This window comes from Anaerococcus vaginalis ATCC 51170, assembly GCF_000163295.1.
In the GTDB taxonomy this organism is placed as follows: Bacteria; Bacillota; Clostridia; order Tissierellales; family Peptoniphilaceae; genus Anaerococcus; species Anaerococcus vaginalis.
The window spans coordinates 1260558-1275402 of record NZ_GG700527.1; the positions used below are offsets into that span (position 1 = coordinate 1260558).

The 14845-nt window shown below is 27.8% G+C and carries 14 protein-coding genes; 1 reads left to right on the forward strand and 13 read right to left on the reverse strand.

Annotation, left to right across the window (positions count from 1 at the left end; all coding sequences use genetic code 11):
* Nucleotides 1-226 precede the first annotated feature (226 nt).
* From HMPREF0078_RS06025 to HMPREF0078_RS06035, 3 genes are all read right to left on the reverse strand, one after another.
* Nucleotides 227-1858 (reverse strand): hypothetical protein, encoded by a 1632-nt coding sequence (locus HMPREF0078_RS06025; protein WP_004839243.1) that lies wholly within the window; start codon nt 1856-1858, stop codon nt 227-229.
* Nucleotides 1848-2573: an ABC transporter ATP-binding protein gene (locus tag HMPREF0078_RS06030; protein WP_004839244.1), complete on the reverse strand. Its 726-nt coding sequence runs from the start codon at nt 2571-2573 to the stop codon at nt 1848-1850. Before HMPREF0078_RS06030 ends, HMPREF0078_RS06025 begins: the two co-directional genes overlap by 11 nt.
* Nucleotides 2574-2667: 94 nt before the next feature.
* Nucleotides 2668-4359, reverse strand: a complete 1692-nt coding sequence (locus tag HMPREF0078_RS06035) for a Na/Pi cotransporter family protein (protein ID WP_004839245.1) — start codon at nt 4357-4359, stop codon at nt 2668-2670.
* Between the two features lie 205 nt (nt 4360-4564).
* Between HMPREF0078_RS06035 and HMPREF0078_RS09335 the strand changes: the two genes are divergently transcribed.
* Nucleotides 4565-4693 (forward strand): hypothetical protein, encoded by a 129-nt coding sequence (locus HMPREF0078_RS09335; protein WP_004839246.1) that lies wholly within the window; start codon nt 4565-4567, stop codon nt 4691-4693.
* A gap of 200 nt (nt 4694-4893) precedes the next feature.
* Here the strand turns inward: HMPREF0078_RS09335 and HMPREF0078_RS06040 are convergent, their stop codons facing one another.
* The 10 genes from HMPREF0078_RS06040 to mobC form a co-directional block, all read right to left on the reverse strand.
* Entirely contained in the window at nt 4894-5649 is a 756-nt protein-coding gene (locus HMPREF0078_RS06040; RefSeq protein ID WP_232618467.1) for a DUF5104 domain-containing protein, read from the reverse strand.
* A gap of 139 nt (nt 5650-5788) precedes the next feature.
* Complete coding sequence (locus HMPREF0078_RS06045; protein ID WP_004839248.1) at nt 5789-6070, reverse strand: DUF6506 family protein; 282 nt, start codon at nt 6068-6070, stop codon at nt 5789-5791.
* Nucleotides 6071-6216: 146 nt separating this feature from the next.
* On the reverse strand, nt 6217-6819 hold the full coding sequence (locus HMPREF0078_RS06050) for a hypothetical protein (protein ID WP_004839249.1): 603 nt from the start codon (nt 6817-6819) through the stop codon (nt 6217-6219).
* Nucleotides 6820-7364: 545 nt separating this feature from the next.
* On the reverse strand, nt 7365-9533 hold the full coding sequence (locus HMPREF0078_RS06055; protein WP_004839250.1) for a hypothetical protein: 2169 nt from the start codon (nt 9531-9533) through the stop codon (nt 7365-7367).
* A gap of 78 nt (nt 9534-9611) precedes the next feature.
* Nucleotides 9612-9728: an HpaII family restriction endonuclease gene (locus tag HMPREF0078_RS09005; protein WP_232618495.1), complete on the reverse strand. Its 117-nt coding sequence runs from the start codon at nt 9726-9728 to the stop codon at nt 9612-9614.
* Between the two features lie 295 nt (nt 9729-10023).
* Nucleotides 10024-10707, reverse strand: a complete 684-nt coding sequence (locus HMPREF0078_RS06060) for a Type 1 glutamine amidotransferase-like domain-containing protein (protein ID WP_004839251.1) — start codon at nt 10705-10707, stop codon at nt 10024-10026.
* 80 nt (nt 10708-10787) lie between these two features.
* Nucleotides 10788-12257, reverse strand: a complete 1470-nt coding sequence (locus HMPREF0078_RS06065; RefSeq protein ID WP_004839252.1) for a restriction endonuclease subunit S — start codon at nt 12255-12257, stop codon at nt 10788-10790.
* Nucleotides 12251-14275, reverse strand: coding sequence for an N-6 DNA methylase (locus HMPREF0078_RS06070; protein WP_004839253.1), 2025 nt, complete (start codon nt 14273-14275; stop codon nt 12251-12253). The genes HMPREF0078_RS06065 and HMPREF0078_RS06070 overlap by 7 nt, the downstream gene beginning before the upstream one ends.
* Entirely contained in the window at nt 14276-14500 is a 225-nt protein-coding gene (locus tag HMPREF0078_RS06075) for a helix-turn-helix domain-containing protein (RefSeq protein ID WP_039920572.1), read from the reverse strand.
* A gap of 92 nt (nt 14501-14592) precedes the next feature.
* Nucleotides 14593-14845: plasmid mobilization relaxosome protein MobC (gene mobC / locus HMPREF0078_RS06080; protein ID WP_004839255.1), on the reverse strand; the 253-nt coding region annotated here is incomplete at its 5' end.

The following is a 14845-nucleotide window of genomic DNA, read 5'->3' on the forward strand; positions in this document are numbered from 1 at the left end:
TATGGTAATTACCTATATTGTTATTATAATTAATAACTTTCAAAAAGTCAAGATTTTTTAGAAACATTTTCAAGGCTTAGAACGTGAAAATACTTTCAATTTTTTCATTTAAAAATAGCGTTTTCTAGGAAATAATTTCAAAATTTATTTTTTTATTTTAAATTTGAGTAAGAAAATAGAGTTTGATAAATAAACTAATCTTTTTTTATCAAACTCTTGTATTTTTTTATAAATCATAAAATCCTTTTTGATATTTTTTCAAACATGATTTGTATAAAAAAATTATAGAAATTATTATTAAGCTTATTACAAATAAAAATCCAACATAAATATTTGTAAAAGTATAAATTAAATACGCAAAAACTCCTACGATTGTCATTGTTATTCCACTAATTACATAATAACCTACGTTTTGTGATGAGCCTTTTGTAAGATCTCTTTCTTTTTGCCAATGAATGTTGACTGAATTTGCATCCATCAAAAGTCCCAAAAAAGATGAAACAAGACTTGCAAGTGTAAATCCCAAAAAAATTACAAAGCTTACAAGAATATTTATTTTAATTATAAATTTTAATACCATACAAAATGAAATATTTATAATTAAATTTACAAGATTTATTGATAGAGCTCTTCCCAAAATATTTTCTTTTGGGCTTATTGGCAAGGTTAGGGTTTGGTACAAGCTTTCTCCTTCTCTTGAAAGGGAAGAATTTATTGCCAAGTCGTTTGCTGTTATGAAAAATCTAAAGACAAATGCTCCAATAATTATAAATAAATATATTTCTACATTTGAAATATCAAGTTTTTTTATAAAATCAAACATTTCAATTGTCCCAAATCCCCATATACATGTAAAAATAATCATAGATGAAATAATTGGAAACAAATATACCGGACTTTTTATAATAGTTTTAAAATCTTTTTTAAAAATTGCTATGATTGTTGATGATTTTTTGATTGATATTTTTATATTTTTCTTGCGAATTTTTCTTTTTTCATTTCCTAATAGAGAATCAAAATATATTTTTGATGCAAGCTTTGCCAAAATATATAGGATTAAAAAAGTGTATATATAAAGAAGGAAAGTATAAATAATAAAATCTATTCCACTTCCTCCTAAACTTTTTCCGTAAATTCTTGTATGGAAAAATAGAAGTGACATCTTATCTTTATGGTCAAGAAAAAATTTTGTTACTAGCTTGATTATACTTACATCTCCATTTTTCCTATAAGAATAAAAATATATAAAGCCCAAAAGCAAAAGCAAAAATCCATATCCAATAAATTTCAAACTGGTTTTGTAAAATCTTATGTTTGAATACCTCATAATTACCATTATAAAAATAGAAATTATGGCAACTGATGTTACAAATATTGGAAATGAATTTATTATCAAGCCAAAAAATTTAATAAAGGAAAATCCCTTATTAAATAAATAAATCAAAATCATCAAAATATAAAAATAAAATATTTCAAATTTTGATAAAACTATGGCAAGAAATTTTGACAAATAAATTTCTTCATCTTTTATTGGCATAGTCATCAAAATATTTGTGTCCTTGCTTTTTGAATAATCAGAAATCAAATCAACCGCCGATAAAATTATTGTAAAAATACTTATGATTAGACTGGCAGATAAAAAATAGGAATATTCATCATTTTTCCTTAAATACGAAAACGCCAACAAGGAAAATGTTGCAAGTCCCATAATAGTATAAAATCCATACATCAAAAGTATATATAAAATCCTAAGTGTATAATCATTTGGAAGTCCGTAAACTTTTGTTCCGGGCAAATATTGAGCGATTTCTTCCTTAAAATTTTTCCTAAAAAGAATTTTTAATCTTTTATTTTTCATCTGTAAGCTCCAAAAATAATTCTTCTAGGGATTTATTTTCATTAAGATTTGCCCTTATTTCTGAAAGCGAACCTACTGCTACAATTTTTCCTTTGGAAATTATAGCAAGTCTATCACAAATATTTTCTGCAACTTCCATTATATGAGTTGAGAAGAAAACCATCTTACCCTCATCTTTTCTTTCTTTCATTATTTTTTTAAGATTAAAAGAAGATTTTGGATCAAGACCAACCATTGGCTCATCTAAAATCAAAAGATCTGGATTGTGGATAAGGGATGCAATTATGGCAAGTTTTTGCTTCATTCCATGAGAAAATGAAGAAATCAAATCAGCCATAGCCTCTCTTATATCAAAATAATCAAGATAAGTATTGAGCCTTTCATTTCTAGTTTTTTCATCAATTCCATAAATATCTGCCACAAAATTTATATATTCAACTCCTGTAAATTTATCAAATAAATCTGGATTATCGGCAAGATAGGAAAATTTATTTTTGTATGAAATAGGATCATCTTCTAATTTTAATCCATCAATACTTATCTCTCCTTTTGTTTTTTTGATAAGTCCTACAATTGCCTTAATAGTTGTAGATTTTCCAGCACCATTTGGCCCCAAAAATCCAAAAATTTCTCCATTTTTCACTTCAAACGAAATATCATCAACGGCAAGCTTGCCATTATTGTATTTTTTTGTAAAATTTTTAACTTCTAACATAAAATCTCCTTTATCTTAAAGCCTAGAAAATATTTACCCAATATTTACACAAAAAAATCTCACAGCATACTCTGCGAGATTTTTAAAAATTTATTTAATTTGCTCCATCAAGTTTAACAACTGGCTTTTCGTATTCGCCGTGAACCTTTACAGGATCAACTGTTAGACGAGCAATATTGAAAGCGTGGTCTCCGATTCTTTCTACTGTTGATGCAATATCGACAAAAACTGAACTTGCAACTGTAGATAATTTTTCGCCTTCGGTAAGTCTTCTATAATGAGATCTTCTTAAATTTTGTTCTAATAAATCCAAGTTTGCCTCATCTTCTCTAAGAGTTTCGTACAAGGCTGAATCTTCAGATTCAAAAACTTCTATGGCATTTACATAGTTATGAATTACAAGCTCATAAATACTATTTAAATCAGCCAAGGCCTCATCATTATATTTTTCTCCTGCCTCATTAATTTCATCAAAATATTCTCCAAGATTTTGAGCAAGATCTGAAACTCTTTCTACATTTATTTGTACTTGTAAATAATTATGAATTTCTCCCTCAAGCTCACTTACCAAATTTGATTTTGAAATATCTAAGATATATTTTTGAATTTTTGTATCCATTTCATTTACCAAAGCCTCTGCTTGGTTGGCAGTTGATAAATCATTTTTATCTCTTGAATTTAAATATTTTTGAGTTGATTTTATAGTTTCAAGAGCAATTTTACTTTCTTTTATGATGGCAGTTTTTGCTTGATCAAGAGCTGCTGCTGGGAAAGTATTTATTAGACTTTCTTCAAGTTCAATATCTGAAACGTCAGAGAAAATTGAATCTTTACAAGGAATAATTTTATGAAGTATTGTTGATACTTGCTTAATAATTGGAACAAATAAAACCATACCCACAAAGTTAAATGAAAAATGTCCCAAGGCAATAGTCATCATTGGATTTAAGGAAAATTTATCAGAAACAAAAGAAATAAATCCTCCGTAAGGCACCAATAATACCAAAAATATTGCTGAAATTAAAACATTAAACAAAACATGGAATAAGCTTGTTCTTTTTGCAGACAAAGAGCCACCCAAAGATGCAAGAACTCCAGTTATACAAGTTCCAATATTTGCTCCAAATAAAAATCCTAAAGAAAGATTTAAGCCAATAGCTCCAGACGCATACAAAGATTGAACAATACCAATAAAAGCAGATGAAGATTGAATAATAGCAGTAAGAACTGCTCCAACCAAAACAGCAATTATAGGATTTTTGCCAAGATTTGTAACTATATCTTCAAAGCCTGGAATATTTTTAAGCTCAGCAAGGCTATCTCCCATCATTTTTAGACCAATAAATAAAAGTCCAAAACCAATTAAAATTTCTCCAATATATTTGCCCTTTCTCTTTTTTGAAAATAAAAAAACAATAACACCAATAAGGCAAATAAAATAAGATAAATAATCTAAATTAAAACCAATCAAAACAGCTGTAACAGTTGTACCAATATTAGCACCCAAAATTACACCGATTGCTTGTTCAAGGCTCATCACACCTGCCCTGACAAAAGAAATAGCTATAACGGTAGTTGCTGATGATGATTGAATTAATCCCGTAATAACAATTCCAACTAGAATTCCCTTAATAGGATTTGACGTATACTTTTCTACATATCCCCTAAGTTTTGGTCCAGCAAAATTTGTAAGAGAATCCCCCATCAAATTAATACCGAACAAAAATATTGCAAGTCCACCTGCAATAAGGTTCCATTGCAAAGACGATAAAGTCGATAATTGCATAATTCCTCCAAATATTTTTTTTAAGATAAAAGATTTTTCAAAAATCTCACCTAGTTATAATATTATCATAAAAAATATAAAACAACAATTGAAAAATAAATATTTCAAACTAAAAAACAAATTAAAATCAGACAAATATTTTCCTCTTTTAAAATTATTTATATGCTAAAAAAATTTTAAAAATAAACCAAATTTATTAAAATATATGGTAAAAAAATCAATGGCAAAATCCACAGATATACTAGAAAAAGAAAACGTAGACGACTTGTGCGACAAATGCGAAGACTACGCAAAAGATTGGAAAACAGTCGCAGAAGAATTGTGGAATAAATAATAAAAAATAATCAAAATCGAATTAGCAAAACTTATTGAAAAATAAGAATTTAAAAAAGTGCCTTAAGGCACTCACAACTAAAAAAACAAATCCTCATGCAAAAATTTATTTGATTTCAAATTTAAAAATCAAAAATTTTAAAAGCCTAAAATTTGCATTTGAGGATTTGTTTTTATTTAAAACACATTCAAGAAAAAAACTTAATCACTTTTTCCATCTTTCGAATAAATTGTCTCAAGTCTTTCATCTTCATTTACCACTTCCACTTTAATTATTTCATCTCCCGAAACATAGCAGATTACATAAGTTTTTTCACTTACCTCTTGCCTTATTTCAAAAACATTTTCATCTTCTAAGACCTCTCCATTAGCTTTTCCTATTTCTTTTAAAAGTTTTTTGTAGTCAGTACTTTCTCTTATAAAATTTCTAAAAAAATCAACAGAAAGCTTCCTATCAACCAGCTCATATTCTCTTCTATTTCCATACAAAATCATAGTTTTGTAATCTTCACAAGCTTCTTTTTGCACATATATTCCATCTTTAGAATGCCAAAGGAAATATCCATCTTCATAAGCATTTTTTGTCGCCAAATCAATAATATGAATACCCTGATTTTTTGGATTATTTTTATCCGAAGTTACAACTTTCATATAAATAAAAAATTCTTCCTTACCCTTTTTCAACATCAAATCAGCATCCAGACACCAATAACTCTTATCTTGAATGCCTTGTGTACGAGTCAAAATATCATTCCTATCAAAATCGCTGGATCTAGCATTTGCTTTATAAAATTTCAAAAAATCATCTAATTTCTTATCAAACTTATCCTTATTTCTTACATTTTCTGCAAACATCTTCTTTATAGCTTCCTTATCATTTTCATCAGCTGCACTAAGAAAATCCGTAAGAATGTTAGAAAAATCCTCATCATCAGAAGAAAATAAATAATCAGCCATAAAAGCTCTCCCACATCCAGATAAAAATATAGTAATAAATAAAAAAATTCCTATTATCCTTTTTTTAATCATTAAATTTCCCCAAACTATTCCTATAAAATTATATATCAATTGTTAAAACTTTCACTTAAAACAAAATTCAAGAAAAAATTTCATCAAACAAATCATTTTGACAATCCAAATGCCCAACAAAGCCAACAGGAATTTTCCCACAAGTTGCATCAATAATCTCCCTTGCACCACTTTCCCCAAAAGCCCCGCAAAGCTCAATCACATCAGCAATCCCAATTAAAGATTTAGCAACCACTTTAGCCTCATCCAAATTTCTAACACCAATAATTTCAGCATTATTATTTTTTCCAATAGCTTTTCTGTCAACCTTTGAATCAAAAGGTCCCATAATTATATAAATAAATTTCATAATCCCTCTCTTACTGCAGTATTTCTTTTGCAAACTTCCTAATATCTAAATTTTATCGTACATTTTCTAATGAAAGATTTACTAAAACTAATTCTATTTTTCGAATATTCTTTATTCTCCAATTCTTATATACTTACCAATAAAGCTCATTTTACTATAGTAGTTACAACAGAGATTAGAATTATCCCTATAATAGAAATTATCGGCCAATGATTTTTAAAAATATTATTTCCAGTATAAATTTTTCCTACTGATCTATAACCACTGATTATGTCTTTACTATTCATAGCTGAAATCATATCATCTGTAACACCAGGAATTACTTTTGTTATAGAATTTAATCCATTTCTAATCGCGGCCGCTTCTTCTATGTCCAGCATATTCTGTAAAATCCATTCTTCAAATTCTGTGCGTTCTCTGTTACAAAAATTAATGTATCTTGTCATCATTCCCACCTGAATTCTTCCAACAAAAAATACAATAAGCCCAATAACTAATGTACCAATTGTAGCAAGAAACATAAAAACCTCATTAACGTCACAAAACATTATTATAAAAGAAAGGATCCCCCCAAATAATAAGTCAATCCCCCAATTCGACAAATAGAATCCTCTTCGAAGTCTTTTAGTAACTTCTTCCGGAGAATAAACAATCTTATTTTCATCGAATTTCTTAAAAATACGAAAAATCAAATATGAAGGAATTCCTATAATAGCCAATGCTATAAGTAATAAAACAATGATTTCCATACAACTACTACCCCTTGTAAAAAATTATATTTATAATTATATTATATCATTCATTATAAAAATTCACATTTGTATTTTTTCAATATACAATACAAAAATTATTGTAAAACTGATATTTCCATCATTCCCCAACCTATTTTTCTCTCTGTTGTTTTTACTTATAAAATGCTTATCTATTAAAAGTAAGGCTATATTTATACAATAAAAAATTATATTTCAAACAAAAAAATGCAAGATGAATAATTCAATCTTGCATTTTTTGTTTGAAATACTGTAAGGTTCTGAAAAGAAACTAGGTTAATTTTAATGATTTTTAATCATCTTTCAACACGATAAACGTATATTTTTAGGTATTTCAATTTATCTTGTATCTTATTCCCATTCTTCTTTTCCAAACGTCCGATATATCCAAAACCATTCAAAATACTATATTCTATTTTTTAGAGTATCACTAAATTCACCTAATTATAGGACGTTTTCAGATTTTTTAGTCCCGTCCCAATCCCAGTACCGGAGAAAAATAATTAATTATAGTATATGTTAAATTAGTTAGTTAATTTTTCATTGCAAAATATCTTTAACTGGTTTAAATAAGATAATGGTATTTCGAAAAACTCCATTGGATTTAATTGGAATATATAATCATTTTCTATATGATTTGTTTCATTTACAAATTTACACACATTTGGGTATTCTTTTTTAAGATGTGAAATTAAAGTGCCACTATCTCTATCTTTTTCGAATAAAAATCTAATCGCTATTATTTGTGTATATATATTTCCATTTTTAACTAATTGTAATAATTTATCATCGCTTGTTTCATCAATTAGATCATTGTAATTCATATTAGGTATAAATTCATTTATAAAATCCATTCCTTTATTAATAAAATCCGATTTACTTTCATAATCTATTCTACTCTTATATTTATCTGAAGATCTTCCATGTATTAGATTTGATAAAACATCATATGCAGAATTTTCTAAAAAATTAGGTGTTGTTAATTCAATAAATTTTCTCAAGTTAATAATCCTAGTAGCGATGTCATAAGAACTTTCGATAGCAATACTTCGAGTTAATTCCACAATATTTTTCAAATCACTTTTTGTTATCTCTTTTTCTTCTAAATTCCCATCATTATTAATAAGGTATGTTGCATATACTGGTGTATGTATATCATATCTTCTTAAAAATTTGCCTTGTACGTAATCAATAACTGGCTGTAAATCATGTGTTAACATCAATACAGTTTTATTTTTAAAACTAAACTCCTTCTTATCAAATAATCTTTTTGTTACAGCAAATTTTTTATTTTTATCAAAAGAAGTTATAGGATCGTCTAAAATAATTAGATCTACATCATCATTGGCTACTTCAAACATAAACATTACTAGAGAAAAAGCATTTTTTTCACCCCAACTTAAATGATTTTGAGGGTTTTCTATTTTGTCAATTTCGTCTGCATTACTTGGAATTAAATAACAAATAGCATTATTTTCCCCATTGTTTTTTAATATAAATTTGTAAGGAAAACCTGCTATTGAAAAAAAATCATTTATATCTTCTCTCCTATCCTTTATTAAATCCTCCATTTTTTGCTGACATTTAAGAAATAATGTCTTTATAGCTGATGTTTTTTCTCTTAGTTCATCAATTTTCCCATTAATTTCTTTTATTAAAAATTTAATTTTCTCAGTTGTATAAAATCTAGATATTTGTCTATTATCAATAATAAAATTATCCAGCTGTGACTCTATATCTTCGAGTTGCTCACGAGATACATTCATGGGCTTAAATCTAAATAATTGCTTTATTTTTACGTATAAATATTCTGTTTCGATTCCAATCTGATTCATCTCAGCTAATAGTTCATTAGATTTAGAACTATCACCAATATATCTCTCCAAAATTTTAACAGAGTTTTGTTCAATATATCCTTTTTCTACAGCATTTTGTAAAAAATCCAATACTTCATTTGCCGTTTTTAAAGCAGAGTTTTTAAATACAGTTGATATTGTTTTATTTTGTTTTTCAATACTTTCCAAATTCATATTATGAGTACAAAATGGGCACGATTCACCATTCATTTGTTTTATTCCATCATTTCTCCATTTAGCCCATTTTGATACATCAGAAAAGTCTCTATTTTCATAAAACGGTTTATATGAATTTAACTCTTCGTGATTATCAAATCCCGAACCATTTCCTTTTAATAATTCTCCTAAGCCACCTCTTTTTGAAATATTACCATTATCAAAATTAGTGATGTTTCTATAACTAGGAAGAAAGTTCATCAAATCATTCAATTCTTCCGATTGTTCAAAAATATTTTTCAAACTTTTTAATAAATTTTCTGTATTTTCCCTGATCTTATCTAATTCTTTATCACGCAAAAAAACTTGATATGAATTATTTAAAAAGCTATCATTTTCAAAAAGGTACCTATTTACATAGTTTTCATCAAATAATCTTACTTTCTTAAACTTACAATTTTTTATTTTAGGATCTACATCTGAATTATATGGTCTTAAATTAGATAACGAATCATTATCTTTATTTGAAAAATATAAAATTGCCTTACTAATTGTAGATTTCCCCGTTCCATTCAAACCATATTTAATATTAAGTGAATTGGTATTTATATTAATATTTGCACTTTTGACACAATTACAATTTTCTATATTAATACTCATCACTTCTTTTATACCTTCCATTTTACTCCTCCATACACATTATAAATTTAATTTTTTATATTTAAAAATTCAAAATTTATCTAAACCTGATTTGAAGATTTAACTTAATAAAATCTTCTTCATCTTCACACTATAGACTTCTTCAAATTCATGTCTTGATGTGGATGCTGTTTCATATTTTGTATTTTTAAGAAGATATTCTTCAAAATAATTCACATTCTCAATTTTTTGTCCAAATGTAAACCACTTGGAACTATTATTCAAGTTATTCTTTTTTTACTTACAGTACCATTTGAGTACCAGTATCAATTTCCCATTCTCTTTATAGCTTGTAATTAAGGCATTTTAGAAAATTTTTCGATTACTCCCATTCTTCTTTTCCAAACGTACGATATATACCAAACCATTCAAAATACTAGATTTTATTTTTTCTTGTATCAATAAATCCATCTAATTATAGGACGTTTTCAAATTTTTAGTCCCGTCCCAGTCCCAGTACCGGAGAAAAACCTTAAAATAAAACTTCTTTATTCAAACCTGTATCACTCCAAGAAATTTTATATGCGTTTTTATTAGGGTTCGATTTAATAACGTACATCTTATAATTATCCCAAACAACTGCCACTTGATTTTCTATTGCAATCGCATCTGTTAGCTGTCCAACATAAAACTCATCAAATCCTACTCTATCAGGCTCGTCATAATGAGGACAGTGTAAATAAGGAATAATACCTAAACCCTTAACCCATATAGGTTTTGGATTTTCAACACCTTCTATATACTCACTATCACTATGGCCTGCAATAAACCAGCATATAGAGCCTGCACTTAAGCCTGCCAGTACTTTTCCACTTTTATAAGCTCTAATTAGCGCCTTATCTACACCATATTCTTCCCAAACTTTCATCATGTATTGAGTATTGCCGCCGCCAACATAGATGATGTCTGCATTTTCTATCTTTTGATTAACCTCTTCCTTGTTTACTTTTACGTTAGATAAATACAAGGTATCAGTTTTACATCCTAAGCTCTCGTATAAATTATTGATGATCTCTATATAAGCTTCAGCATCTTTACTTGCTGTAGGAATGAATAGAAAATTTGGATTTTCTTTTTTTGATGACTCGACAATGAATTTATCTATATCGTAGGTTTGATTTTGGGATATTTCCCCTCCTCCAATAGCTATAATCATAAATTTCCTCCTGTGTTTAAAATCTGTTTCTTTAGTAAAAGTCTTGAACTCCTTATATTTACATAACTATTTTACTCTATTTATAGTCCTAACACCTCTTTATTCATGATATTAATAGCTTCTTGTTCTTGTTTGTAAGCTTGATAACGTAATTCATTTGCCTTGAAAGCAAGATTATTTATTAGTTCAATTTTCTTAACATCTTTTAAAAACGGTACAGATACTTTTTTCAATTGAATAGGTTCTATAGCGTTCACAACACCACCATATTTTTGTCTATATATTAGTTTTTCCCCATATATGGAATTTAAAAAAATAAATATATAACCTACATAGTCTTTTTCACATTGCATTTGAATTAAATTATCACTTATAGCATATTTTCCTATTTGATGAAGCATAGCCATCATTACAGATCCTAGTGTACCTCTTGATGGTAATATAATTGAATTTTCTTTTATGAGCAATTCTTTTTCTAACCTGTTTTTATGAGCTTTTTTTGATAAGTATTTTCCTGTTTCTGACTTTAGTTGAAATAAATCTTTACCTCCTATGAATGGAACTCCATGTTCTTTTGTAACATATATTCTAGTGAATCTTCCAGGCAAAATAATATCTTTTACTAAAGCTTTATCATCTAAATACCTTAAATCGGCATGTTTACTCATATATTTTTCTATAACATCTATCAAAGGAATATGATAGCTTCCCTCTAATCTTCCATCTAAATCACTTAATTTTGTAGAAAAAGAATTAATATCTTTGCTGTAAGAAAAAGCTTCTTTCTTTAATTCTTCAATTGGAGGTAACTCTAGCTCATCAATCATAATTTTAGTTGCTTCATCAATAAGTTTATTTGATTCATCTCTTTTAGCATATGATTGTAGAATTAAATCGTCAATTTTTTTCTTAATCATATCTGGAGGGTTAGGAATAGGCATGTTTTTTAATGCTTCTGGTTCAATTTCTAATATTACTGATCCAAATTTCTCTGCATGCAATAAATTTTGTGCAATATCGGTTTTAAGATAGGCATATACATATCCAGGAAATTTATCAATAACTAACCTTATTGCATGTTCACTAACTAAATATTTTGCTAATGACTTATTTACAAAAGTTACATTACCTATAGTTCCAGATCGAGATATCAAAATTATTTCTTCACTCAAAGAAAGTTGTTTAACCATAGAATTATCGGGAGAAACATATTTTATTGGTTTAGGATAAATATCTAACATTTCTGAACTTCCAAGAAACCCTATAGACGTACTATCTATATCGCTTAAATAATTTCTTTTTGCACGTGGTCCATAGTAGCAATCATTAAACCCAATATTATCTGATCCTAAAGTTATTACTTCATATTTACTATTGTTTAATAGCTGTAATGCATGATCTCTATCTATATTAAATGTTGATGCTTCTAATCGTTTATCTCTAGTTAAAATATCGCTCAAAGAAACACTAGACCAGTTAATATCATCCTTAGGTATTTCAACTATTTCTATTAGTTGTTTTTCTAATTTTTTAGCTGCTGAATTTACCATGATATTCCCTCATTAATCTTCCATTTTCTAAAAATATCTGGTACGAGAATTGTTTGATCGTCAACAATTTTCTCTATACTTTCCATTTGGGCTGTTTTATCTCCTGCCGATGTTTCATCTAATCTATAGACGTTTTGTTTTTCAGGAACCATTATCTCGTTTCCTTCATTATCTCTTTTAAAAAGAGTGTTTCCTCTTTTATCATGACCAATTTTGTCAACTATTGCCATATAAATGTTATAATCAGCCATTTGTCCAGTAGATTCTTCTTTGGATATTTCTTCTTTTGTTTTCTTTTGTAAGATTAACACTGATGTTTGAGTACCATTTCTTGGTTGGAATGTATCTTCGTGTAAATCGATACTTGCAATAATCTTTGTATTTTTAATCAGCCACTCTCTTATATAACCAGTGCCTGGCGAACCCAATAGAGCATCAGGAAGAACTATGCCCATTCTTCCACCTGGTTTTAAAAATTGATAGCATCTTTCTATAAATAATATTTCAGGGGAAACAGATGATTGATACCTATCAGTCATTGTCCATTTACCTGTTTTTTTATCCTGATTCCATATTCTGGCAAGTTCAAATTGAGATAATATAGCATGATCTTTTATTGGAATCTTACTACCAAATGGTGGGTTGGTTACAATTACATCAAAAAATCCTATATCATAGTGATTTATAATTGATTTTTTATCAATTTGTAGAGCTGATGCTAATCTTGTTTTAAAATCATCTGTCCATTCATGGGGAGGTAAGAGGGAATTTGTTTGAAGAATATTTCCGCTGCCATCATTATTCATAACCATGTTCATCTTTGTCGCTTTTACTAAATCTGGATTAATATCAAATCCAAAATAGTTATTTTTTGCCATGTCAGAAATTTTATCTTGGAAAGCTTTCTTTTCATAATCATTCCAGTTTTCTTTATCTTTTCCAATATCTTTTGTGAATTCTGACCTTAATTGCTTCATAGCATGAGTCATAGCAGTTACAACAAATCCTCCCGTTCCACAAGATGAGTCCAAAACTTTCTCATCAATAGTAGGATTTATCATTTCAACAACCATCTGCATTACATTTCTGGGTGTAAAAAATTCACCACGATCCCCTCTAAGGTAAGCACCAACTATTTCTTCATATGCTTTTCCCTTAATATCTATTCTTGTATTTAAAAGACTATACTTTTGTAATTCGCTCACTATATAGGATAATGTCCTTGGATGTAATTTTATGCTATCATTCGGTTCAAAGATCTTTGCATTTTTCTTTTCTTTTTTTACTCTTTCAAATATCTTTTCTATCCTATTTTTAATGGTTAGTTGACCATCACCATTAGATCTTTCTTCACTTGTTGCATAAAATTCTAATGGTTTTGGAATGTCCCTCTCATCTTCAATTTTACAAAAAATAACTTTTAAAAGTTCAAAAAAAGCAGGTTGTTTTTGCATTCCTTCATTTACATAAATATGGTTATGACATGTTTTGAATGTGAATAACAAATTATCATCTGATGCGTTTTTTAAAGTTGTTCTTTTAGGTCTATTAATATCATCTAAGCTTCCATCAGCTGATGGAATGTCATTATAGTCCATAAATTGTATAGATCCAGAATCATCTATATATTTTTTGAATACAAACTTTTCTTTACTATTTGTCCACATGCCCCATTCTGCATTGGAACAAGCTGACATATATGATTTTAATTGAGCGACCCCATCTTTAGAGTTACTAGCTTCAATTTTTTCACTTTTACATTCAATAATAATTTTTATATTTTCTTGTATTTTATCAACTTTTTCATCAGGAAATATAACTATGTCTGCTCTCTTTTTACCAGAACCAATTTGAACTGTATATTCAACGCTTATTTGATCTCGATTATATTTATGTTCGTTTATTAGTCTTTTTTCAATAGTTTGACGTACATATTCTTCTGGCGTATCTTTTCTAAATTTTCCATCTATATAATCACATACCTTACCTTCAGGTATAACTATTACTTTTGATTCCATTTAAAGTTCTCCTTTATTTCTTTGCAATTTAATAAGATCGCCAACTTCGACATTTAGCGCTATACAAATTCTTGCTAATACGTCAAGATCTATTCGTTTTACTTTATTATTTGCATATGAGTTTAATTGACTTCTTTGTAAATTAGCATTTTCTTCAAGCCAATTCTTGCTAATATTTTTTTCATTAAGTACTTCATTTATCGTAAATATAATTTCATTGCTCATTATTTGACCCCCCCATATAAACATATATATTATATCAAATAAAACAAGTTTCTGCAACTGTATATATAGACAGCTCTACAAACTTATATATCTTATTTCTTTCTTAATAATAGGGAATGTATATCCCATATTTCTTTTGCCAATTTTTCTATTTCTTTGTTCATTGATTCAATTTCATTCTTGTAAATAACACCAGTTGTATTAGTTGCTTTTGCAATCTGGTTTATATTATTTGTTACATTTGAAAGTAGCCATTGAAGATCTCTAAATGGTTCTAGGTCTACAATATAAATTTCTTTTTCTAATACACATTTTCTAAGAAAGTGGGACATTGTTTTGCAATTA